At 65.8% G+C, this 20,735-nt stretch carries 21 protein-coding genes; 7 read left to right on the top strand and 14 right to left on the bottom strand.

The window, feature by feature from the left end:
• Window positions 1-21: 21 nt before the first annotated feature.
• Both IGW04_RS11345 and IGW04_RS11340 read right to left on the bottom strand, forming a co-directional pair.
• Complete coding sequence (locus IGW04_RS11345; protein ID WP_194713181.1) at window positions 22-1,104, bottom strand: phosphotransferase; 1,083 nt, start codon at window positions 1,102-1,104, stop codon at window positions 22-24.
• 54 nt (window positions 1,105-1,158) lie between these two features.
• Window positions 1,159-1,932, bottom strand: a complete 774-nt coding sequence (locus IGW04_RS11340) for an SDR family oxidoreductase (protein WP_194713180.1) — start codon at window positions 1,930-1,932, stop codon at window positions 1,159-1,161.
• A gap of 286 nt (window positions 1,933-2,218) precedes the next feature.
• On the opposite strand from IGW04_RS11340, the gene IGW04_RS11335 reads away from it, so the two are divergent.
• Together IGW04_RS11335 and IGW04_RS11330 are read left to right on the top strand one after the other, a co-directional pair.
• Window positions 2,219-4,912, top strand: coding sequence for a bifunctional diguanylate cyclase/phosphodiesterase (locus IGW04_RS11335; protein ID WP_194713179.1), 2,694 nt, complete (start codon window positions 2,219-2,221; stop codon window positions 4,910-4,912).
• A 96-nt stretch (window positions 4,913-5,008) separates the two neighbouring features.
• A complete protein-coding gene (locus IGW04_RS11330) occupies window positions 5,009-6,055 on the top strand; it encodes a GGDEF domain-containing protein (RefSeq protein WP_194713178.1) in 1,047 nt (348 codons plus the stop codon).
• On the opposite strand, the gene mntP is transcribed toward IGW04_RS11330, so the two are convergent.
• From mntP to IGW04_RS11300, 6 genes are all read right to left on the bottom strand, one after another.
• A complete protein-coding gene (gene mntP, locus IGW04_RS11325; protein WP_194713177.1) occupies window positions 6,052-6,627 on the bottom strand; it encodes a manganese efflux pump MntP in 576 nt (191 codons plus the stop codon). The two genes, IGW04_RS11330 and mntP, sit on opposite strands and share 4 nt — an antisense overlap.
• A gap of 608 nt (window positions 6,628-7,235) precedes the next feature.
• Entirely contained in the window at window positions 7,236-7,574 is a 339-nt protein-coding gene (locus IGW04_RS11320; protein WP_194713176.1) for a hypothetical protein, read from the bottom strand.
• Window positions 7,574-10,108 carry a cytochrome c oxidase subunit I gene (gene ctaD, locus IGW04_RS11315; RefSeq protein WP_194713175.1) on the bottom strand — a complete coding sequence of 845 codons (2,535 nt, stop codon included), beginning with the start codon at window positions 10,106-10,108 and terminating at the stop codon, window positions 7,574-7,576. Before ctaD ends, IGW04_RS11320 begins: the two co-directional genes overlap by 1 nt.
• Window positions 10,105-11,112, bottom strand: a complete 1,008-nt coding sequence (locus tag IGW04_RS11310; protein WP_323744846.1) for a cytochrome c oxidase subunit II — start codon at window positions 11,110-11,112, stop codon at window positions 10,105-10,107. The genes ctaD and IGW04_RS11310 overlap by 4 nt, the downstream gene beginning before the upstream one ends.
• Window positions 11,109-11,498: a c-type cytochrome gene (locus tag IGW04_RS25715; RefSeq protein WP_228527020.1), complete on the bottom strand. Its 390-nt coding sequence runs from the start codon at window positions 11,496-11,498 to the stop codon at window positions 11,109-11,111. Before IGW04_RS25715 ends, IGW04_RS11310 begins: the two co-directional genes overlap by 4 nt.
• Before the next feature lie 73 nt (window positions 11,499-11,571).
• A complete protein-coding gene (locus tag IGW04_RS11300) occupies window positions 11,572-11,757 on the bottom strand; it encodes a hypothetical protein (protein ID WP_194713174.1) in 186 nt (61 codons plus the stop codon).
• A gap of 43 nt (window positions 11,758-11,800) precedes the next feature.
• Between IGW04_RS11300 and IGW04_RS25710 the strand changes: the two genes are divergently transcribed.
• A complete protein-coding gene (locus IGW04_RS25710) occupies window positions 11,801-12,334 on the top strand; it encodes a c-type cytochrome (RefSeq protein WP_228527019.1) in 534 nt (177 codons plus the stop codon).
• Window positions 12,331-12,693, top strand: a complete 363-nt coding sequence (locus IGW04_RS25705; protein WP_228527018.1) for a c-type cytochrome — start codon at window positions 12,331-12,333, stop codon at window positions 12,691-12,693. Before IGW04_RS25710 ends, IGW04_RS25705 begins: the two co-directional genes overlap by 4 nt.
• Window positions 12,694-12,817: 124 nt before the next feature.
• Here the strand turns inward: IGW04_RS25705 and opgC are convergent, their stop codons facing one another.
• The 4 genes from opgC to IGW04_RS11275 form a co-directional block, all read right to left on the bottom strand.
• Window positions 12,818-13,978 carry an OpgC domain-containing protein gene (opgC, locus tag IGW04_RS11290; protein ID WP_194713173.1) on the bottom strand — a complete coding sequence of 387 codons (1,161 nt, stop codon included), beginning with the start codon at window positions 13,976-13,978 and terminating at the stop codon, window positions 12,818-12,820.
• Window positions 13,979-14,233: 255 nt separating this feature from the next.
• Window positions 14,234-14,455, bottom strand: coding sequence for a sensor histidine kinase (locus IGW04_RS11285; protein WP_194713257.1), 222 nt, complete (start codon window positions 14,453-14,455; stop codon window positions 14,234-14,236).
• 13 nt (window positions 14,456-14,468) lie between these two features.
• Window positions 14,469-15,191: a PAS domain S-box protein gene (locus IGW04_RS11280; RefSeq protein ID WP_228527017.1), complete on the bottom strand. Its 723-nt coding sequence runs from the start codon at window positions 15,189-15,191 to the stop codon at window positions 14,469-14,471.
• A gap of 127 nt (window positions 15,192-15,318) precedes the next feature.
• Window positions 15,319-15,603, bottom strand: a complete 285-nt coding sequence (locus tag IGW04_RS11275; protein ID WP_194713172.1) for a hypothetical protein — start codon at window positions 15,601-15,603, stop codon at window positions 15,319-15,321.
• Window positions 15,604-15,971: 368 nt separating this feature from the next.
• Here IGW04_RS11275 and IGW04_RS11270 point away from each other — a divergent pair, with 368 nt between their 5' ends.
• From IGW04_RS11270 to IGW04_RS11260, 3 genes are read left to right on the top strand one after another with little or no spacing between them, the layout of a single operon-like run.
• On the top strand, window positions 15,972-16,157 hold the full coding sequence (locus tag IGW04_RS11270) for a hypothetical protein (RefSeq protein WP_194713171.1): 186 nt from the start codon (window positions 15,972-15,974) through the stop codon (window positions 16,155-16,157).
• On the top strand, window positions 16,154-17,140 hold the full coding sequence (locus IGW04_RS11265) for a bile acid:sodium symporter family protein (RefSeq protein WP_194713170.1): 987 nt from the start codon (window positions 16,154-16,156) through the stop codon (window positions 17,138-17,140). Before IGW04_RS11270 ends, IGW04_RS11265 begins: the two co-directional genes overlap by 4 nt.
• Before the next feature lie 19 nt (window positions 17,141-17,159).
• Window positions 17,160-18,767 carry a gamma-glutamyltransferase family protein gene (locus IGW04_RS11260; protein ID WP_228527016.1) on the top strand — a complete coding sequence of 536 codons (1,608 nt, stop codon included), beginning with the start codon at window positions 17,160-17,162 and terminating at the stop codon, window positions 18,765-18,767.
• 164 nt (window positions 18,768-18,931) lie between these two features.
• Here IGW04_RS11260 and IGW04_RS11255 read toward each other — a convergent pair whose 3' ends face one another.
• Together IGW04_RS11255 and IGW04_RS11250 are read right to left on the bottom strand one after the other, a co-directional pair.
• Complete coding sequence (locus IGW04_RS11255; protein WP_194713169.1) at window positions 18,932-19,585, bottom strand: MlaC/ttg2D family ABC transporter substrate-binding protein; 654 nt, start codon at window positions 19,583-19,585, stop codon at window positions 18,932-18,934.
• Window positions 19,586-19,720: 135 nt separating this feature from the next.
• A complete protein-coding gene (locus IGW04_RS11250) occupies window positions 19,721-20,719 on the bottom strand; it encodes an FAD:protein FMN transferase (protein ID WP_194713168.1) in 999 nt (332 codons plus the stop codon).
• Window positions 20,720-20,735: the final 16 nt, after the last annotated feature.

Genomic DNA, 20,735 nt, shown 5'->3' with positions numbered 1-20,735 from the left:
CGTTGTCTCCTGTTGTCTCGATTAACTTGCGCGTTGCTGATTGCGTTCCACCAGTTGCCAGGCCAGCTCGGCCAGAGGGCGGGCGCGCTTGCCGGCCACCATCGCCTCGGCGCTGGAGGCGTTGCCCTGCAGCGCCCGCGCCATGATGCCCTGCAGGATGCCGGTCAGGCGGAACATGTTGAACACCATGTAGTACTCCCAGTCGCTCCTGGAAATGTCGGCGCGGCCGGTGCGGCGGCAGTAGGCTTCCAGGTATTGCTCCTCCGTCGGGATGCCCAGCGCCGGCAGGTCCAGCCCGGCCATGCCGCGCGACGGGCCCGGCGGCATGCGCCAGGTCATGCAGTGGTAGGCGAAGTCGGCCAGCGGATGGCCCAGCGTCGATAGTTCCCAGTCCAGCACCGCCAGGATCTTCGGCTCGGTCGGATGGAAGATCACATTGTCGATGCGGTAGTCGCCATGCACGATGCGGGTCTCGTCGCCGGCCGGGATGTTGGCCGGCAGCCAGGCGATCAGGTTTTCCACCGCCTCGATCCTTTCCGTCTCGGAAGCGCGATATTGCTTGGTCCAGCGGGCCACCTGGCGTTCCAGATAGTTGCCCGGCTTGCCATAGCCTTCCAGGCCGACAGCCTGGTAGTCCACGCTGTGCAGCGCGGCGATCACCCGGTTCATCTCGTCGAACAGCGCGGCCCGCTCGGCCGGCGTATGGTCGGGCAGCGCAGAATTCCACAGAATGCGGCCCTGCACGTAATCCATGATGTAGAAGGCGGTGCCGATGATGCTTTCATCCTCGCACAGCGCATAAGCCTTGGCGACCGGCACATCGGTATCGGCCAGCGCGCTGATGACCCGGTATTCGCGGTCCACCGCATGGGCCGAGGGCAGCAGCGTGCCGGGCGGCTTGCGCCGCAGTACGTATTTCCTGCCGCCGGCGGAAAGCAGAAAGGTGGGGTTGGACTGGCCACCCTTGAACTGCTCCACCTGCAGCTCGCCGCTGTAGCCCTCGACATGGCCGCGCATGAAGGCGGCCAGTTTGGCGGTGTCGAAGGCATGCTGCGGCGCTACCGGCCGGGTGCCTGTAAAGCGGTCTTGCGGATCTGAACTCATGGAATGCAACGACGCGCGCGCCGTCCCTTTGAAGCGTTGAATGGAATCGGAAAACTAGACGGCGCTGACGCCGCCATCCACCGCCAGCGCCTGGCCGGTGATGTGGCGCGAGGCCTCGCTGGCAAGGAAGACCACCGAGCCCTTCAGGTCCTCGTCGCCGCCGATGCGGTGCAGCGGCGCCCGGGCGATGATGCCCTCTCCCACCTTTTCCAGCAGGCCGGCCGACATCTTCGATGGAAAGAAGCCGGGGCAGATCGCATTGACGTTAATGTTGTACTTGCCCCATTCGGACGCCAGCGCGCGGGTCATGTTCACCGCCGCGGCCTTGGAAGTGTGATAGGCCACCGTGGTGACGTTGGTGGCGCTGCCGCGCAGGCCGGCGACCGAGGCGATGTTGATGATCTTGCCCGACTGCCGCGGGATCATGCAGCGCCGCGCGACTTCGCGGGCGACGAAGAACAGCGCATCCACGTTCAGGTTCATCACCTTGTGCCAGGCATGGTCTGGATAGTCCTCGGCGGGCGCATTCCAGGTGGCGCCGGCATTGTTGACCAGGATGTCGATGGCGCCGTAGCGCTGCACCACCTGCTCCACCATGGCCGGAATGCCGGCGGTGTCGGACAGGTCGCTGGCAATGGTCAGCACTTCGGCGCCCTGCGCTTCGAGGTGCCGTTTGGCTTCCTGCAGCTCGTCGTCCTTGCGCGCCGTGATGGCAAGACGGCAGCCCATCTCGGCCAGCGCTTCGGCCATCTGCAAGCCCAGGCCGCGGGAGCCGCCGGTAATCAGGGCGACCTTGCCATCCAGGCTGAATAACTGTTTCACGCTCATCTTCTCGTCTCCTCGAACTTCATGCTCGTGGCCGCGCGGCAGATCATGCTCACCGACGCGCCGGATTTGTTCTGCATAGCAAAACACCGTTTCATTATCGGCCAATGTTATCAGCCGAACGAAGCCAAGTAAAGTCGAGAAAAAATTAACTTTTTATCCAGAATGTAAACATTATCAGACAGAATGCTTAATAATCGCACGCAGTTTTGGCTGGTATGCAGTAGAGTAGCGGCGGCCCAGTTGTCGAGGGTCAAGACTGCCTGCCGATCGAATCACCAGCCGCCGCATGTTTCCTTCCAGCAAACTGTTCACTGCCCCGCATGCGCCGGCGCTGCCGCCGCGGCCGCGGCTTTGCATTGCCGCCATCGCGCTCTTGGCGGTCATGGTGCTCTGCACCGCGCTGGCGCTGACGGCGAGCTATCACGACACGCTGCGGCAGGAAGCGAACAACCTGCGCAACCTGGCCACGGCCTTTTCGGCGCAGACCGCAAGTGCCGCCTATGCGCTGGACCGGCTGCTGGACAATGCACGCGAGGACTACCTGGAAAGCACCGCGCCCCGCGACAGCAAGCGCCCGGCAATGCGCCGGCCGCCGCTGCCGCGCGATGTGCTGGGCATCTCGCTGCTGGACCGGGACGGCCATCTGCTGACAGGCAGCCCGCTGCCGCCGGACATGCCGGCGAACGCGGTTCCCGGCCCGGACGATACCCTCGCAATTACCATCAGCGCCATCGATGCCGCCAGCGGACGCGGCATCCTGACCCTGGGCCGCCCGCTGCTCGACGACGGTGGCCGACGCATCGGCGCCATGGTGGCGCGCATCGACTCGGCCTATTTCGTCAATCTCTATGCGCAAGTGGCCCTGGACAGCGGCGGCTCGATCACGCTGATGCACGGCGATGGCACCATGCTGGCGCGCGGGCCGGCGGCGGCGGGCGCGGTCGGCCGCTCGTTCGCCGCCACGCCGCTGTTCCAGACACAGTTGCCGGCGTCCGCCGCCGGCACCTTCGAAGCCACCAGCCCGACCCACGGCGTGCGCCGCATCTACGGCTACAGCAAGGTGCGCAATTATCCGCTGGTGACGATCGCCGGCATGGACAAGGAGGACGCGCTGGCGTTCTGGCACGAGCGGGTGGCGATTGCCGTGGGCCTGCTAGGCCTGGCCACCCTTTCGCTTTCCGTCATGGCCTGGCGCATCTCGCGCGATGCGGCGCGCCGTTCCGCGCTGATCGAGAAGCTGGGCGCCAGCGAGGCGAGGCTGGCCAGGAGCGCCGATTACCTGGGCAGCATCCTCGGCGCCATCGCCAGCCCGGTGTATGTGCTCGACAGCCAGCGCCGCTTCGTGCTGGTCAACGATGCCTATTGCCGTTTCGCCGGCAAGCGGCGCGAGGAACTGCTGGGCCGGCTGGAACAGGAAACGCCGGATGCGCATGGCGCCGGCGAGCGCGAACAGACCTATGCCCAGGTGCTGGCCGGCGCCGGCGACATGGTCGACGAAACCGAGGTCGTGGACAGCGCCGGGGAACTGCGCACCTTCATCAGCACCACGTCGCGCCTGATCAGCGACACCGGCGAAGCCCAGATCGTCTGCGTGCGCACCGACATCTCCGAACGCAAGATGGCCGAAGTGCGGCTGGCCTACCTGGCCGACTTCGACCTGCTGACCGAACTGCCCAATCAGGCGCGCTTCCTGCGCACTCTGGACGCTGAAATCCATGCCGCTGCCGCCAGCGGCGAATGCGTGGGCGTATTGGCGCTGTCGCTGGAACGGCTGCAGGAAATCATCGACCTGATGGGCCATGCGGCCGGCGATACCCTGCTCAGGCAGGTGGCGCAACTGCTGCGCCAGGCCGCACCGGATGCCTCGCTGGCGCGGACCATGAGCAACCAGTTCGCGCTTTCGATCCGCTGCGACGACGGACGCGGCAGCCTGGCCGCCTTCGCCGCCAGGCTGCATGGCGCGCTGTCGGACGCGATGCCGGTCGGCCAGCGCGACTTCTATCTCGGCCCCGCGATCGGCATCGCTTCCTCCTCCGACGACGGCAGCGCGGCCGAGGAGCTGCTGCGCCGCGCCGACGTGGCGCGCCACCGCGCCGCCGGCGAGGGGCAGGATGCCGTCCAGTTCTTCTCCGAAAGCAGCCACCTGGTGCTGGACGAGCGGCTTGCGATGGAAAGCCAGCTGCGCCAGGCACTGCAGCGCGGCGAACTGCGGCTGGTCTACCAGCCCAAGGTCGACATCCCGAGCGGCCGCGTCACCGGCTTCGAAGCCCTGCTGCGCTGGACCAGCCCGGTGCTGGGCGACGTGCCGCCGACGCGCTTCATTCCGATCGCCGAGGCCAGCGGCGCTATCGTCAGCATCGGCGCCTGGGTGGTGGAGGAAGCATGCCGCCAGATGCGCGCCTGGCAGGACAGCCTGGGACAACAGGTAAAGGTGGCGGTGAACCTGTCGCCGCGGCAGTTTCACCGCGACGCACTGGTCCCGATGCTGCGCCAGTGCCTCGCCGCCAGCAGCATCGCGCCCGGCAGCCTGGAGCTGGAGATCACCGAAAGCACGGTGATGGCCAGCCATGAGGATATCGACGTGCTGCTGCATGACATCCGCTCGCTGGGCGTGGATATCGCCATCGACGACTTCGGCACCGGCTATTCCAGCCTCGCCTACCTGAAACGCCTCCCGGCCCAGTGCCTGAAAATCGACCGCGCCTTCATCCGCGACCTCGGCCACGACGAAGACAGCCTGGCCATCGTGCGCACCATCGTCAGCCTGTGCCACGGACTGAAGATGACAGTGGTGGCCGAAGGGGTGGAAACGCCGCGGCAACTCGAACTGTTGCGCGAACTCGGCTGTCATGCCTATCAGGGTTACCTGTTCAGCCGCCCGCTTGAAGCCGAGGCGGTGCCCCTGCTGCTGCGCGCCCGGAACGCCGCCGCCGCACCGGCCGGAAGTCCAGCGCCGGAAGCCGGCGCAATCAACGGCTGACACGCCGAATGCGGTAGCATGTCAACCGTTTGATGCACGCAGGCCATTTACGATTTGCAAGGCCGCTCCCTGCATTGCCCTTCCCGAGGACTGCGCTTGGACTTGCTCCTTTTTCATTTTGCCGAGATCACCCGCTGCCGCGAGCACGAGCCGCTGGATATCGCGCTGGCTTCTGCCCTGCATCAGCTTACCGGCGCGCTGTCGGTGGCCACGCTGACCGTGATCCAGTCGGCGGATGACTTCTTCCTGCAGGCCAGGGTGACGATGCACGACGATGGCCGCGTCCGCTGCGAGTTCGAAGCACCGGCCGACCCGGAAAAATCGGTGCGCGTGATTCCCTGCGATGCCGCGCTGGCCGATGCCATCCGGCGCAAGGCGGTCGAACTGGAACAGACGGATGGCAACGGCCATTGCCTGCTCTGGCTGCCGGTCTGCCTGGGCGACCGGGTCTGCTGCTGCGTCAGGCTGGAATACGCCGCTCCCTGCGACGCCGACACCAGGGCGCTGATCAGGGGCATCGTCCAGGTCTATGCCAACCACAAGAACCTGATCGACTACAGCGAGCGCGACGCCCTGACCGGGCTGCTCAACCGCCGCACCTTCGATACCCGCTTCGCCCGCATGACCGCGCAGGGCGGCCATGCCCGCCAGCCGCAGCTGCCCGGCCGCGCCGAGCGGCGGCACAGCGCGCAGGCCAGGGAGAACTGGCTGGCGGTGGTCGACATCGACCACTTCAAGAACATCAATGACCGCTTCGGCCACGTGTACGGCGACGAGGTGCTGATCCTGGTGGCCAATATGCTCAAGGCCTCCTTCCGCTCCAACGAGCGCATCTTCCGCTTTGGCGGCGAGGAGTTCGTGGTGCTGCTGCGCGCGGTCACGCTGAAGAATGCGTCGCTGGCCTTCGAGCGGTTTCGCAAGGCCGTGGAGGAGCATGATTTTCCGCAGGTGGGCCGGGTCACCGTCAGCGTGGGCTATGCCAGCATCAGCAGCGACGCGCCGGTGGTGATCCTGGGCCATGCCGACCAGGCGCTCTATTATGCGAAACAGCATGGCCGCAACCAGATCCAGCTGTACGACCAGCTGGTGGCCGCGCGGCTGCTGCAGGTGCAGTCGCCGAGCGGCAGCGTGGAGATTTTCTAGACCGGCGCGCTCAGGTGCTCGTACAGGATCAGCGAGCCGATGCCGATCAGGATGATGCCGCCGATGATCTCGGCGCGCTTGCCGGCGATGCGGCCCAGCACGCGTCCAAGCATCACGCCCAGCGTCACCATCACGAAGGTGGAGAAACCGATCGCGGCGGCAGTGACGGCAATGTCGGCATTCATGATGGCCAGGCCCACGCCCACCACCATGGCGTCGATGCTGGTGGCCACGCCGGTGATGGCCAGCAGCCAGAAGGAATGACGGCCCGGCTTTTCCGCTTCCGCCTCTTCCTCGTCGCCCGACCAGCCTTCCCGTATCATGCGCAGCCCCAGGCCGCCCAGCAGCACGAAGGCGATCCAGTGGTCGAAGGCGGACACATAGGGCGCCGCCACCTGGCCCAGCAGCCAGCCGACCACCGGGGTCAGGCCTTCGATGACGCCGAAGATCAGGCCGGTACGGAGAGCTTCGCGCAGATGGGGACGATGCAGTGCGGCGCCCTTGCCGACCGCGGCGGCGAAGGCATCGGTGGACATGGCAAGGGCAAGCAGGAAGGTAGCGGCAAAATTCATCTGGATATTCCGGGTCGGGCACGAAAAAAGGCACGCGGCGCGGCCCGACCTGGGCGCGCCGTCATGCCATTAGTCTCGCCAACCTGATTAGGCTGCCGGCGCCACGGGATGGAACATCGCCGAGTATGTTGACGCGGGCGCTTCCGGGGGACGGAAGCAGGCTACTCCCCAAAGGACGCGGGAATATAACATGATCGGCGCAATTGTTTAAGCGGCGATGGCGAAAGGGTCGGGTTTGATGCGCGTGCCCTTGCCGGTTCGTTTGCAATTGCGTCGAGTGTGCCGCAGCAGTCTTGTCCGGGACGCGAAAGGTGCGGCGTCTGTCTGCGCATCGGCCTGCGGCGCCTGGCAAGCTACGGGCGGCACTGGTTCCCCTGGCGTTGCGCACAATACAGCCGGCGCCTGCGAAGCATCGCCTTGATCGACCGCTTGGCGGAATGCCCCGGCGGGGTATTCCGCCCTACTGCGGGCTGCGTTGCTTTGCAATCTCGTTGGATGTGCCGGGACTACCGTGTCCAATGCGGGGAAGCTGCAGCGACTGTCGTCGGGTGGAATACCCCGCAGGGGCATTCCACCGAAGCGCCTCCGCCGCAAGACTGCCCGTCAGCCTATCGACCGCAAACCCCCAGCAGCCACAGCGGAATCAGCGTCCAGCCCATGCCCATCACGGCCAGGCCGGCGCCGCACAGCGCCGCCAGGTCGCGCAGCCGCCCCGGCGCCGGGCCGTTGATGCGGCGCCAGGGCCGCACCGCCATCGCCACCGCGGCGGCCAGCGCCAGCGCGGTGGCCGCCAGCAGCACCGCCTTCAACATCGTCCCGCCGATGCCAGCCGCGCAGCCGATCGCGATGAAGGCATAGCACAGGAAGAAATGCGCGCCCCAGACCAGCAGCGGCGCACTGGCACGCAACAGGATGGGCATCAGGTGGTCGTCGCCGCGCATGGTCATCAGCCCATCATGCGCGGCAGCACATTGACCGCTGCCGCAAACACAAGACCCTGCAGCGTCGTGTAATGCCAGATCAAGGCGCTGTTGTCCATGGTGGCCCGGCTGGCCGCGCCCAGGCGGCCGCTCCAGGAACGGGCCAGCAGGTAAGGCGCGATCAGCAGCAGCACCAGCACATGCAGGCCCTGGTAGCTCAGCATTGCAGCCACCGTCGCGCTCCATGCCTGCGAGGACGGCGCCAGGCCCGCCTGCAGCTGGCCATGCCATTCGGCGGCGAAGGCGGCGGTGGCGCAGACGGCTGCCGCCGCCACCGCAATCCGCAACCCGCGCTGCGAGGATTGCGCCGTCAATGCCCGCCGCGCCCATGCGATCAGCAGCGAACCCGCCGCCAGCAGGCCGCTGGACAGCAGCGGCCAGAGCGGCTGGGCCAAGGCGGCGCCCGGCGGCGGACAGGTGTCCAGGCGCATAGAAAGATGGATGAAGGCAAACAGGAAGGAAGCGAACACGATGGCGTCGACCACCAGCATGATCAGCGTGGCCCACCATGACTGCGACGCCGCGCCGGTCGCATTGACCGGCAGCCAGAGCCCATCCGACACCCTGGCCGTGGCTTGCGGCGGCGGCTGGTCGGACTGCCACAGCCACGCCACAATGCCGGCGATGGCGGCCAGGCCGCACAGCCATGCGGCCACATGCAGCTTCATCGTCAGCAGCAGGAAAAAGCCGGCCGTGCCGGCAGCGGCGACCAGCGGCCACCAGCTGTCGCCCGGCAGCACCATCAGGTAACGCGGACGCGCGGCAATGGGCGAGGTGGCGATGGTTTCGCGCAGCCCGGTCGCCGTGCCCGGCAGCCAGTGGCGGCCGGCCTCCACCTCCTCCATCAGCGCGGGCCGGTCCCACAGCGGATCGGCGCTATCGACCTGCGGGATGCTGCGGGTGGCATAGTCTTCCGAAGGCAGCCATTCCAGCGTGGATGCGCGCCATGGATTGCCGGCTTCGCGCGCGGGCCGGCGCAGCGCCCGCGCCGCATCGACGATGAACAGCAGCACGCCGCCGGCGAACAGGAAGGCGCCGACGGTGGAGACCATGTTGAGCAGCCCCCAGCCCTGCTCCGCGCCATAGGTATATACCCGGCGCGGCATGCCCAGCAGGCCGGTCAGGTGCATAGGGAAGAAGGCGATGTTGAAGCCGCCGAACATCATCCCGAAGATCCAGCGCGCCAGCCGCTCCGACAGCTGGTTGCCGTTGACCAGCGGCAGCCAGTAGTACATCGCGGCAAACACCGGAAACACCATGCCGCCGATCAGCACGTAGTGAAGGTGCGCAACGATGAAGTAGGTGTCATGCGCCTGCCAGTCGAAAGGCAGCACCGCCACCATCACGCCGGTCAGGCCGCCCAGCACGAAGATGAACATGAAGCCGAGCAGGAACAGCGCCGGTGCGCTCATGCGTATCGTGCCGCGCCACAGCGTGGCGATCCATGCGAACACCTGGATCGAGGTCGGCACCGCCACCGCCATGCTGGCCACCGACACCAGGCTCATCGACATCAGGCCCAGGCCGGCGGTGAACATGTGATGCGCCCACAGCCCGAAGCTGAAGAAGCCCACCGCCACCAGCGCCACGATCACCATGCCGCGCCCCACGAGCGGCTGGCCGGCAATGGCGGGGATCATGGTCGAGACCATGCCGGCCGCCGGCAGGAAGATGATGTAGACCTCCGGATGGCCGAAGAACCAGAACAGGTGCTGCCACAGCAAGGGATCGCCGCCGCGCTCGGCAATGAAGAAGGGCCAGTCGAAGGCGCGCTCCATTTCCAGCAGCGCGGTGCCGGCGATGATGGCGGGAAAGGCAAAGACGATCATCACGCCCACGACCAGCATGGCCCAGGCATAGACCGGCATGCGCGAGAGCGTCATGCCCGGCGCGCGGGTGAACAGGATGCCCACGATCAGCTCGATCGCGCCGGCGATCGCGGAGATCTCGATGAAGCCGATGCCCAGCAGCCAGAAGTCGGCATTCATGCCCGGTGAATATTTCGTGCCGGTCAGCGGCGGATACATGAACCAGCCGCCGTCCGGCGCCAGGCCGACGAACAGCGTGCAGAAGAAGGCCAGGCCGCCGAAGGCATAGGCCCAGTAGGCATAGGCCGACAGCCGCGGAAACGGCAGGTCGCGCGCGCCCAGCATGCCGGGCAGCAGGTACACCGCGATCGCCTCCACCACGGGAATGGCGAACAGGAACATCATCACCGTGCCATGCATGGTGAAGACCTGGTTGTAGGCGGCCGGGCCGAGCAGGGTGTTGTCGGGCACGGCCAGCTGCAGCCGCATCAGCAAACCCAGGACGCCGGCCAGCAGGAAGAACAGCAGCGCGGTGCCGATATAGAGCAGGCCGATGTTGGTGTTGTTGACGCTCTTGAAGAAGCGCCAGCCGCGCGGGGTTTTCCATATCGCCTCCAGCCGCGCCAGTTCGCCGTCGGGGCGTGGCAGCGAGCTGGGCAGGCCGTCGGCGCAGGAAGGCGCGCGCTGGTTCATTTCAGGTGCTCCAGGTAGGCCGCCAGCGCCGACAGGCTGGCGCCGTCGATGCGCTCGAACGACGGCATGCGCGCGCCCGGCTTGACCGCCTGCGCGCCGGCGATCCATCCCGCCAGCGCGCCGGCATGGTTGGGCAGCGCGCCCGCGGCCAGGTAGCGGCGGCTGCCGACATGGGTCAGGTCCGGACCCAGCGTGCCCTCGCCGGCGTCGTCGGCGCCTTCGGTCACGCCGCGTATCGCGTGGCAGGCATTGCAGCGCTGCGCCAGGAAGGCGGCGCGGCCGCGCTCGAGCAGCGCATTGCCGGCCGCCGCCGCCGCCGGCCGCGCCTGGGCGGCCAGCCAGGCATCGAACTCCTGCTGGCTCTCGGCCACCACGTGCAGCGCCATTTTCGCGTGCTGCTCGCCGCAGTATTCGGCGCACTGGCCGCGGTGGATGCCGGGCCGGTCGGCATGCAGCACCAGGCCGTTGACGCGGCCCGGCATCGCATCCATCTTGCCGCCCAGCGCCGGCACCCAGAAGCTGTGGATCACGTCGGCCGCGGTCAGGCCGACGTAGACCTTGCGACCGACCGGCACATGCAGTTCATTGGCCAGCACGATGTCGCGGCCGCTGGCCGGATCGCGGTAGCGCACTTCCCACCACCACATGCGCGCCGTCACCGACACATGCAGCGCATCCTGCGAGGTGCGGGTGCTGAGCTGGCCGCTGCGCCAGGTGGAAAACAGCAGCAGCGCCGACAGCACCGCCACCGGCAGCGCAATGCCGCCGCCGGCGATCCACAACAGCGTGCCGGCCGGCCGGCCGCCGCGCAGCGACAGCGCCAGCAGCAGCATCACGCCGAGGAAGACGATCAGGCCGCCGCCGAACAGCAGCCAGGTCAGCTGCGTGATGATGGCCGCATCCGGGCCGGCCGGATGCAGCACCGACTGCGACAGCTGCGCGCCGCAGCCCGACAGCAGCGGCGCAGGCAGCATGGCCAGGCGATGGCGGGCGCGCCGTGTCATTGCAGGGTGTAGAGCGCGGCCGCGATATGGCGCGCATCGTTTTCCGACACGCCCATCACGGGCATGCGGGTGCCGGGCACCAGGGCCGGCGGATCGACGATCCATGCCACCAGCCGGTCCGGCATGTTGGGCAGGCGTCCGGCGATATAGCTGCGCCGCCCGAAGCTCTCCAGCGACGGGCCGCCCTCGCCGCCCGCGGCCTGCACCTTGGGGATCGCATGGCAGGCGCCGCACTGGTATTGCGCCATCAGCGCGATGCCGCGCACGGCGTCGCCACCGGCAACCCGCGGCGCCTTTTCGTCGTCGCGGCCGCAGGCAGCCAGCAACAGCAGGCACAGCGCAGTGCCGACAGCGCGCATAGCGCAGGCATGGCCGCGTCGCGCCATGCTCAGCCCCTGCTCCGTGCCGCGGTTCGATGCAGGGCCCGGCAAGGAAAAGGAAAAGGAAAACAGTGCGGATTCATGGCGGCGGGTTCAGGAAGCGTCCGAAAGAAAGTTTGCGCAGTACGCGATGGCAGATTCTGCCAAGTTTTCCTCCGCTGCCGCTACGGTCCGCACAAGAAAGGCGGAAATTGCCGAGCTCGGAGCGCCTGCGCTTGCGCAGACGCGGCGACAGGCTGCGCAGGCTGTGCAGAATGAGGAGCATTCATGTTCACGCGGCATATCGCTTGCATCACATCAACGCTCCCATGACTTCCAACAAGCGCCTGGTCCTGCTGACAGTGGCCGCCACGCTGGCGGCGGGCATCATGCTCGCCGCGCTTGCCGGCACGCTGCTGCTTTTTTCCGGCTGGTACAACATCGGCGCCACCAGGCAGCACTGGCAGCCGGTCTATACCGTGCTGGAAAGAGGCATGCATTATTCGGTGCGCCATCATGCCCGCGACATCACGCCGCCCGACCTGTCGGCGCCGCGCATGGTGCGCCAGGGCGCATCGATCTACGCCGCGCGCTGCGTGCAGTGCCATGGCGCGCCAGGCGTGGCGCAGCATGACATCGGCAAGAGCATGCAGCCGATTCCGGGCCCCCTGGTCGACGCGGCCAGGCGCTGGAAGCCGGGCGAGATGTACTGGATCACCCGGCACGGCATCAAGATGAGCGGCATGCCGGCCTGGGAATTCCGGCTGGCGGACGAGGACATCTGGGCCGTGGTGGCCTTCATGGCGCAGTTGCCGGCCTTGTCGCCGCGCGACTATGCAACGATGGCGGAGGCTGCGCAATGAGCCGGCGCGCAGGAGGCGTGCTGGCGCTGGCAGGCATGCTCGCCGCCTGCGGCCAGCCATCGGCGCCGGCCGGCGTCGCCGGCGACCCGGCGCGCGGCAGGCTCGCCCTGACCCAGTACGCCTGTCATGCCTGCCACCAGATTCCGGGCATCACCGGCTCCGAGGTGTATGTCGGTCCGACCCTCAAGGGCTTCGCGACCCGGCGCATCATTGCCCGCAACCTGCCCAGCACGCCGGAGAACCTGGCGCGCTGGATACGCGAGCCACAGAAAATCGATCCGCACACCGCCATGCCGGCGCTTGGCGTAAGCGAGCAGGATGCGCAGGATATGGTGGCGTACCTGCTGACGCTGGACTGATGGCCGGGCGCCGCTGCGGCAGCCGGATCGCAAGCGCTGGCATCGTCCTGAACCGCATGGCGACTTTGCGCCAGTGCCGCAACGACCGTCGTCGCCGTGCGGCCATGCCGACCGAAGCCCCGCCTTACTTGGCTTCCAATGCCCGCGCCGACTTTCCGCCCGAGAATGGATGCCTTCCCGCCAGCACCATCGCCTGCAGCCGCCCTGCCCAGGTGCGGGCGCCGCCTGCCGCCAGCGCCTGTTCATACGCGCGGTAGAACAATGCCGGCAGGGTCAGGGTGGCCAGCACCGCCGCCGTATAGAGAAAATTCACGCTATAGCCAAACCAGTAGGCGACACGCCAGGACAGCGGTTCGAGCAGATAGACCAGAAGAATATGAAAGGAGAACACCGGCAGAGAATACCTGCCGAGCAGACGAAACCACGGCAGGCCGCGGCTGGCCGGCACCAGCCGGATCAGCCAGCAGAACAGCACCACCTGGCTTGCGATGTTGGCCACGCGCAGAATGCGCAGGTCTTCCTTCTCCACATGCGCCAGGAAGACATCGCTGACCGGCAGCAGCTGATGCCTGACCAGGAAGAAGCCGGCCGTGATGGCGACCGCTACCCATAAAAGGACGCGATGGTGGAAGAATGCCGTCTGGCGTCGCACCTTGTGCAGGAAACCGGCATAGAGGCCGGCCACCCATAGCAGTTGCCAGGCAAGCAGGTTGAATGAGCCGGTACTGGCGCCGGTGCCGAAAGTGGCTTCCAGCCACTCCTGCGGATCGAGCAACTGGCCCAGGAACCAGCATGCGATGCTGCCCCCGATCACGATCCAGTCATGCCCCCTGTGCAGCGCTGCCAGCAGCGCCGGGCTGAGCAGCAGGAAAAGAAAATACATCGGCAGGATGTCCATGTAGGACGGCTGGTGCAGCAGCAGCGCGCCATAGGCCAGCATGCCCAGCGCGCCGCCGCGGTCGGGATAGAGCGGCGTGGAACGCTGCAGATAGGCGGTCATGAACACGGCAAGGGCGAGCAGCGCCAGCAGCAGCACGAAGTGATAGCGGTAGACGCGCGAGGCACGCTTCCACGCCTGGCGCAGCAGCGCGCGCATGCCGGGATAGGCAGCTGGCGAGGTGAAGGCATTCATATAGCCCGACAGCATCACGAACGCCGCCGCCGCCGATACAAAGCCGAAGGGCTGGTAAGTGAACTCGGCCATCCGGGTACCGAGATGGTCGATCATCATAATTGCAAGAAAGACACCACGAAGCGTGTCTAGGCGGAAATCGCGGGTTGCCATAATTTGTTAAATGCCAGTTTTTCATTTAACAATGCAATTTCCGGGCCAAAATTTCCTTTTACTTTCCAATCAAATACTTAAGTAAATCCTTTTCCTATCATCTGTTAACTTGTGTAATAAAAGCCGACAATGAACTAACCAGAAATTGACAATTACAATTAATTAATGGTTTTCAGTAAGGGAAAGAATGCCGGCGGAATATACCGGCCTGACAAAGTGATGATCGAAGCCGGCCGACATGCCTATGCCATTGTCCTACACGGCGAACAGCACCCGCTCCGGCTGCACGTCGATGGAGACCACGATGCCGCCTTCTTCCGGCGTGTATTTCACGGCGTTGTGCAGCAGGTTCACCAGCACCTGCACCATCCGCTTGCGGTCGGCCCAAACCAGTGCGGATTCGGGCGCCAGTTGCACCATCAGGCGATGGCGCGGCGTCACGACGGCGGCGCGCACCGGCTCCACCGCATCCGGCACAATGGTCCTGACATCAGCACATGGAAGGTGTTGCCATCCCTGCGGAAGAACAGCTCTTCATGGGCGCGGACATCGAAGTATTCCGGTAGTGCACGGTCGATCGGGCAGGCTGCCATCGGATAGGGCCGGCCATCCGGGTAGTGATGATGAACCAGCTATGCAGTGGCCTGGACCGGATTTCATCCACCGTGTAACCCGTCATCTCCAGCCAGGCGCGGTTGGCGTAGCGGCGGTAGCCGCTCTGGTCCATCATCGCAAAACCCTGCGTCGAGTTCTCGGCAATCGCCAGCGCCAGTTCGGCATGGCCGGACCGCGCCGCCGATGCCGCGTCGCCCGCGTTCCGGAATGCCGGGCCGGCGTTTTCGAGCAACTCGTCGTGCCGAGCCAGTACCTGCTGCGGCGTGATGCCAAAACGTTCGGCCAGCGCTTCCGCGCCCTGGTCTCCCTTATCCGCGGCGAGCGCAACGGCGGCGCGGAATGTGGGCGGATGATCGAAACCGGGTTGATCCGGCTGGTCGGAGGAAGCGAGGTGGGAAAGGTTGAAATTGAACAAGAAAAATGCACGCTGGGCATTTACCTTGCAACCTGCGCCAATCCCAACATATACCAGATCGAAAACAGCTTGTATTCTTACAATAATATTCCTGTCGTATCTGCCCCTTATTGCCCTATAGCTGCACATCGATGCCTTTGCATTCTTCATGTTCCCCTGGAACTGAATCTGAATTGCATTCATCGGCACGGGAAAAAGCCGGTATGCACCATGATTAATGATGCATGCCGGCTTTCACGAAAGACCGATGACACCTGGCGTGTGCGATCACGCTATTAGTCCTTGCACGAACCGGCAATCAAACCTGCAGTCAGAGTCCGGGCGGCATCCGTGCTACCGCCCTGAATTTGTCAAAGCCGCTCTTTCCCAGCGGCTCAATCCGGTAGTGCAAATTGCGCAGCCTCCCGATCAGCGCGTCATAAACCTGCTCGCTCTCGGCGCCGACGATGCGATAAACCTCGCCGTCGCCGTTTTCTATGCCGAACTGGCGAATGCTGCCGTCGGTAATTGCTTCCACTTCAGGTACGCCCAGAAATGCAACCAGTGCATGATCAAATTTTGGAACCGCCTTGCCTTTTAACAGTATGGTTTCCATGATATTTCCTTGATACGAATAATCAGGGCCAGATCGTATGCGCCAATGTGACGGCGATATCGAAATGACATTCTCGATTGATCTAATTACATCACTCCGCCATCCATAAATCCTCGCAGCCAGCATCGGCATACATATCTGACGCAAATAACAACCGCAATGCCCCTGCAATTCTGAAAGCGGGCAAAGCAGGTAATTGCACGAAACGGGCCAGCCAGACAAAGGCGTATCAATTCAGTGATTTACTTAAAATTGAAAAAGGCGCAGGCATGAATGTGTAAATTAAGCCGACAACATTTCATTTACATTTTTGCAGCATTCCTGAAGAAGGGCCGCCGCGAGGCTGCCTGTTTTGCGAGATCAGCCGCATGTCGGATCAACCCGCCGACCCCGGCGGCGAACCGGTTTCGTCCACAAAACTGAGCAAGGGCGACTTCCCGCCCGCCCGACAAGGCTTGCGGGCCGGCATACTGCTTGCTTATAGGGAAGCAAAGATTTTTCCGGGCGCGTATCATACGCGGCTGTTTTTCATCAACGGATTGCCTGCCTCATGACACGCCCTAGTTATTTCCCGGACAACTTCACGCTGGCCATTGCCCTCACCGTGATCCTTGCAAGCGTGCTGCCCTGTTCCGGCCGCGTGGCCGATGTCGCGCATGACGTGACCAGCGTCTCGATCGCGCTGCTGTTCTTCCTGCACGGCGCCAAGCTGCCGCGCGAAGCCATCGTCGCCGGCGCCACCCACTGGCGGCTGCACCTGGTGATTCTGGCCAGCACCTTCATCGTCTTTCCGTTGCTGGGCTGGCTGATGAAGCCGCTGGCCCTGACGCTGATCACGCCGCAGCTCTACACCGGGCTGCTATTCCTGTGCATGCTCCCGTCCACGGTGCAATCGTCGATCGCTCTGGTGGCGGTGGCGCGCGGCAACGTGCCTGCCGCCATCTGCAGCGCCTCCGCGTCCAACCTGATCGGCATGTTCATCACCCCGGTGCTGGTGGGCCTGTTCGTGGTGCACGGCATTTCGGCCAGCGCCTCCTTCGACTCCATCCTCAAGATCATCGTGCAGCTGCTCCTGCCCTTCGCCGCCGGCCAGATGCTGCGGCCGCGCATCGGCGGCTTCGTCGACCGCCACAAGCCGTCGCTGCGCCTGATCGATCAGGGCTCGATCCTGCTGGTGGTCTATACCGCCTTCAGCGAAGCGGTGATCCAGGGCCTGTGGCAGCAGCTGCCGCCTTCGGCGCTGGCCGGCCTGGTGGTGATCAATCTGCTGCTGCTCGGCGCCGCGCTGGGAATATCCACCCTGATCAGCCGCCGCATGGGCCTGTCTCGCGAGGATGAAATCACGCTCGTGTTCTGCGGCTCCAAGAAAAGCCTGGCCAGCGGCGTGCCGATGGCCAAGGTGCTGTTCGCCAGCCATGCGGTGGGCATGATCGTGCTGCCGCTGATGCTGTTCCATCAGATCCAGCTGATGCTGTGCGCGATGCTGGCGCAGCGTTATGCGCGCAGGCAGCAGGTTCTGATTCCCCTGAAACGATAAGGCCAAGGAGCACCAAATCATGAATTCATCCCCCAACCCGGCGCGCGGCCGGCATGGCATGGCAACCGCCCCCAACGCGCTGGCGGCGCAAAGCGCGATGGCGGTGTTGCGCGAGGGCGGCAATGCAGTCGAAGCGATGATTGCCGCGGCCGCCACGATCGCCGTGGTCTATCCGCACATGAACAGCATCGGCGGCGACGGCTTCTGGCTGATTGCCCGGCCGGGCGAGGCGCCGCGGGGCCTGGAAGCCTGCGGCGCCGCCGCAGCCGCGGCCAGCATTGCTTCCTACCGCGAGCGTGGCCTGTCCGCCATCCCGTTTCGCGGCGGCGTCGCGGCCAACACGGTAGCCGGCACCATTTCCGGCTGGGATGCGGCACAGGGCTATTCGCGCGAGGCATTGGGCGGACGCCTGCCGCTGGCGCGGCTGCTGCAGGATGCGATCGACTATGCCCGCCACGGCATCCCGGTGACGCTGAGCCAGGCGCGCTGCACGGCCGGCAAGCGCGACGAACTGGCCGGCATCGCCGGCTTTGCCGACACCTTCCTGCCCAACGGCACTGCGCCCGACGCCGGCAGCCTGTTCCTGCAGCCGCGACTGGCCGCCACGCTCGAACAGCTGGCCCGCGCCGGCCTCGACGACTTCTATCGCGGCGACCTGGCCCGGTCCATGGCCGCTGACCTGGCGCGGCTGGACAGCCCGCTGACGCTGGACGATCTGGCCCGCCACCGCGCCGAATGGAAAACCCCGCTGGCGCTGCGGCACAGCCTGGGCACGGTCTACAACATGCCGCCGCCGACGCAGGGCCTGGTATCACTGCTGATCCTGGGGCAGATCGACCGGCTGCTAGAGGCCGGCATGGACCCTGCCGGCGCGCCCTTCGTGCATGCCTGCGTCGAGGCAACCAAGCGCGCCTTCGCCATCCGCGACCGCGACATCACCGACCCGGCCTACATGAGCGTCGACCCGCAGAGCCTGCTGGCGCCCGACGCGCTGGACCGCATGGCTGCCGCCATCGACCCGCGGCATGCCGCACCCTGGGGCAAGGGCATGGGCCCGGCCGACACGATCTGGATGGGCGTGATCGACCGCGACGGCGTGGCGGTCAGCTTCATCCAGAGCATCTACCATGAGTTCGGCAGCGGCATCGTGCTGCCCGCGTCGGGCGTGAACTGGCAGAACCGCGGCTGCAGCTTCAGCCTCGACCCGGCGGCGCGCAACCCGCTGACACCGGGCCGCAAGCCCTTCCATACCCTGAACCCGGCGCTGGCCCGGTTCGACGACGGCCGCACGCTGGTCTACGGCAACATGGGCGGCGATGGCCAGCCGCAATCGCAGAGCGCGGTGTTTTCGCGCATCGCGCTGTTCGGCATGAACCCGCAGGCCGCCATCAGCGCGCCGCGCTGGCTGCTGGGCCGCACCTGGGGCCAGACCAGCGACTCCCTGAAACTGGAAGCACGCTTTTCCGACGGGACGGTTGCCGCATTGCGGGAAATGGGGCATGAGGTGGATGTGCTGGAGGCCTGGGATGAAACGATGGGCCATGCCGGCGCGATCATCCGCCATCCAAATGGCTTGCTGGAAGGCGGTTCGGATCCGCGCAGCGATGGCGCTGCGGCGGGCTGGTAATGTTCAGGCAGGCATAAGGCAGATTTCGTAGGGTGCAATACCCCGGAGGGGCATTGCACCATTGGTCGATCGGCTGACTCGGGCGGCAATGCCATTCCCGTTGGCGACCGTGCTGCAATGCCCTTCGGGTATTGCAGCCTACGAACACCACGAAAACGTTTCCCTTACGGCTTGCCACTCTCCTGCGCATCACGCGATGCCAGCTGCCGGTTCTTCTCTTCCAGCGTATGGATCAGGCCATCGATCCCCCCCTTGCTCACTTCCGACGCAAAGGTGGTGCGATAGGTTTCGCTGAGCCAGGCGCCCATCACATTGACGTCATAGATCTTCCAGCCGCTGGCGGACTTGTGCAGCCGGTAGCTCACCTCCACCGGCTCCGGCCGGCGCGGCATGCGTACCTCGGAGCGCACTTCGACATCGGTGTCGGTCGGGTCCATGCGCAGCGGCTTGAAGGTCATGGTCTGGTCCTTGATCTGCGACATCGCGCCAGCATAGGTGTGCAGCAGCAGGTTGCGGAATTCCTCGGACAGCTTCTGGCGCTGCTCGGGCGTGGCCTGGCGCCAGTTGCGGCCCATGGTCAGGGCGGTGCCGCGCTGGAAATCCAGGTGCGGCATGATGCGCGACTCGACCACTGCATAAATGCGCCTGCGGTCGCCGGCCTGGATGGCCGGATCGTTGCGGGCGAGATCCATCACTTCCTGGCTGACGCGGCGTATCAGCACGTCGGGCGCTTCCTGGGCCTGCGCCAGTCCGCAGACGGCAAGGAACAGCATCGCAAACAAAAGGAAAAAACGGTTCAGCGCAAGGATGGAAGGCATGGCGGGACGGTGGAGAGTTGAACTGGAAGAAAGGTGGACAGCAAGGCAAAGGCGGGAATGGTAACAGCAAATGACGACGCGCCCTGCCTTGCGGAGAGGCAAGGCATGCCGGCGACGGAACCGCGTCAGGCCTGCCTATCCCGCCGCCGGCAGCCAGCGCAGGCCGGCGCTATGCCAGCGCCGGCCTGCCTTGTCGATGGCCAGCAGGTCGACGCCTTCGATGCCGGCCGCCAGCGCCAGCGAGCGCCGGGCGCCCATCACCATGCAGGCGGTCGACAGGCCGTCCGCCAGCATGCCTGTGGGCGCAACGACGGTCACTGCTGCCAGCTCCGCCGGCGAGGCTCCGGTGGCAGGGTCGAAGATGTGATGGCGGCTGAAGTCGGCACTGAAGGCGCTGGCATAGTCGCCGGAGGTGGCGACGCAGCGGCTGTCGAGTTCGAGCGCGCCGGCATAGCCTTCTGCCCGTCGCGGGTCGCGCACGCCGAGCGTCCAGGCCCTGCCCTGCTCGGCCTGGCCCAGCGCGCCGAATTCGCCGGTGTCGATCAGCGCATGGCGGATGCCGCGCGCCGCCAGCGCCGCGCGCGCCAGGTCCAGCGCATAGCCTTGCGCGATGCCGTTCAGGGTGATCGCCATGCCGGGCCGCAGGATGACGCCGCTGGCATCCGCGCTGATGCGCCGCCAGCCGATCAGCGGCAGCGCCGGCGCGCAGTCCCGGCCGTGCCGCGCCAGGTCCCACAGCGGCTGGACGGTGATATCGAACGCGCCGTCGCTCAGGGCCGACAGCCGGGCCGCTTCCTGCAGCACCGCCAGCAGGTGATGGCTGGGCTGCGCCAGGCAGCCGTCGCGGTTCAGGGTATGCACCTGGCTGCCGGGCCGGTAGATGCTCATCAGCGCGTCGACCGTGCGCGCCTGCGCCAGCGCATCCGCGATCGCCAGCTCGGCAACGCTGGGATCGTGGTGCAGCACCTTGACGCTGATCTCGGTGCCAAACGCAAGATCGGCGCCGGCATGCATGCGCAGCCGCGCCCGCGGCCCGCGCGCAAGCTCGCCGGCCGCCGGCTGCAACAGGCCCCAGCCCAGCGCGCCGGCCGTGCCCAGGCCGATTGCGGCAGAGAGAAAGGTACGACGTTGCATCGCGGCTCCTTGCAGG

The sequence above is a fragment of the Noviherbaspirillum soli genome (genome assembly GCF_015352955.1).
Taxonomy (GTDB): domain Bacteria; phylum Pseudomonadota; class Gammaproteobacteria; order Burkholderiales; family Burkholderiaceae_D; genus Noviherbaspirillum_A; species Noviherbaspirillum_A soli.
This window is presented reverse-complemented; position numbering and strand designations above follow the sequence as displayed.

What these genes read in the sequence shown, in the direction of transcription:
- IGW04_RS11345 (WP_194713181.1), bottom strand. Translation starts at nt 1,104, where the DNA reads ATGAGTTCAGATCCGCAAGACCGCTTTACAGGCACCCGGCCGGTAGCG.
- IGW04_RS11340 (WP_194713180.1), bottom strand. Translation starts at nt 1,932, where the DNA reads ATGAGCGTGAAACAGTTATTCAGCCTGGATGGCAAGGTCGCCCTGATT.
- IGW04_RS11335 (WP_194713179.1), top strand. Translation starts at nt 2,219, where the DNA reads ATGTTTCCTTCCAGCAAACTGTTCACTGCCCCGCATGCGCCGGCGCTG.
- mntP (WP_194713177.1), bottom strand. Translation starts at nt 6,627, where the DNA reads ATGAATTTTGCCGCTACCTTCCTGCTTGCCCTTGCCATGTCCACCGAT.
- IGW04_RS11320 (WP_194713176.1), bottom strand. Translation starts at nt 7,574, where the DNA reads ATGACCATGCGCGGCGACGACCACCTGATGCCCATCCTGTTGCGTGCC.
- ctaD (WP_194713175.1), bottom strand. Translation starts at nt 10,108, where the DNA reads ATGAACCAGCGCGCGCCTTCCTGCGCCGACGGCCTGCCCAGCTCGCTG.
- IGW04_RS11310 (WP_323744846.1), bottom strand. Translation starts at nt 11,112, where the DNA reads ATGACACGGCGCGCCCGCCATCGCCTGGCCATGCTGCCTGCGCCGCTG.
- IGW04_RS25715 (WP_228527020.1), bottom strand. Translation starts at nt 11,498, where the DNA reads ATGGCGCGACGCGGCCATGCCTGCGCTATGCGCGCTGTCGGCACTGCG.
- IGW04_RS11300 (WP_194713174.1), bottom strand. Translation starts at nt 11,757, where the DNA reads ATGCTCCTCATTCTGCACAGCCTGCGCAGCCTGTCGCCGCGTCTGCGC.
- IGW04_RS25710 (WP_228527019.1), top strand. Translation starts at nt 11,801, where the DNA reads ATGACTTCCAACAAGCGCCTGGTCCTGCTGACAGTGGCCGCCACGCTG.
- IGW04_RS25705 (WP_228527018.1), top strand. Translation starts at nt 12,331, where the DNA reads ATGAGCCGGCGCGCAGGAGGCGTGCTGGCGCTGGCAGGCATGCTCGCC.
- opgC (WP_194713173.1), bottom strand. Translation starts at nt 13,978, where the DNA reads ATGGCAACCCGCGATTTCCGCCTAGACACGCTTCGTGGTGTCTTTCTT.
- IGW04_RS11280 (WP_228527017.1), bottom strand. Translation starts at nt 15,191, where the DNA reads ATGAATGCAATTCAGATTCAGTTCCAGGGGAACATGAAGAATGCAAAG.
- IGW04_RS11275 (WP_194713172.1), bottom strand. Translation starts at nt 15,603, where the DNA reads ATGGAAACCATACTGTTAAAAGGCAAGGCGGTTCCAAAATTTGATCAT.
- IGW04_RS11270 (WP_194713171.1), top strand. Translation starts at nt 15,972, where the DNA reads ATGTCGGATCAACCCGCCGACCCCGGCGGCGAACCGGTTTCGTCCACA.
- IGW04_RS11265 (WP_194713170.1), top strand. Translation starts at nt 16,154, where the DNA reads ATGACACGCCCTAGTTATTTCCCGGACAACTTCACGCTGGCCATTGCC.
- IGW04_RS11260 (WP_228527016.1), top strand. Translation starts at nt 17,160, where the DNA reads ATGAATTCATCCCCCAACCCGGCGCGCGGCCGGCATGGCATGGCAACC.
- IGW04_RS11255 (WP_194713169.1), bottom strand. Translation starts at nt 19,585, where the DNA reads ATGCCTTCCATCCTTGCGCTGAACCGTTTTTTCCTTTTGTTTGCGATG.
- IGW04_RS11250 (WP_194713168.1), bottom strand. Translation starts at nt 20,719, where the DNA reads ATGCAACGTCGTACCTTTCTCTCTGCCGCAATCGGCCTGGGCACGGCC.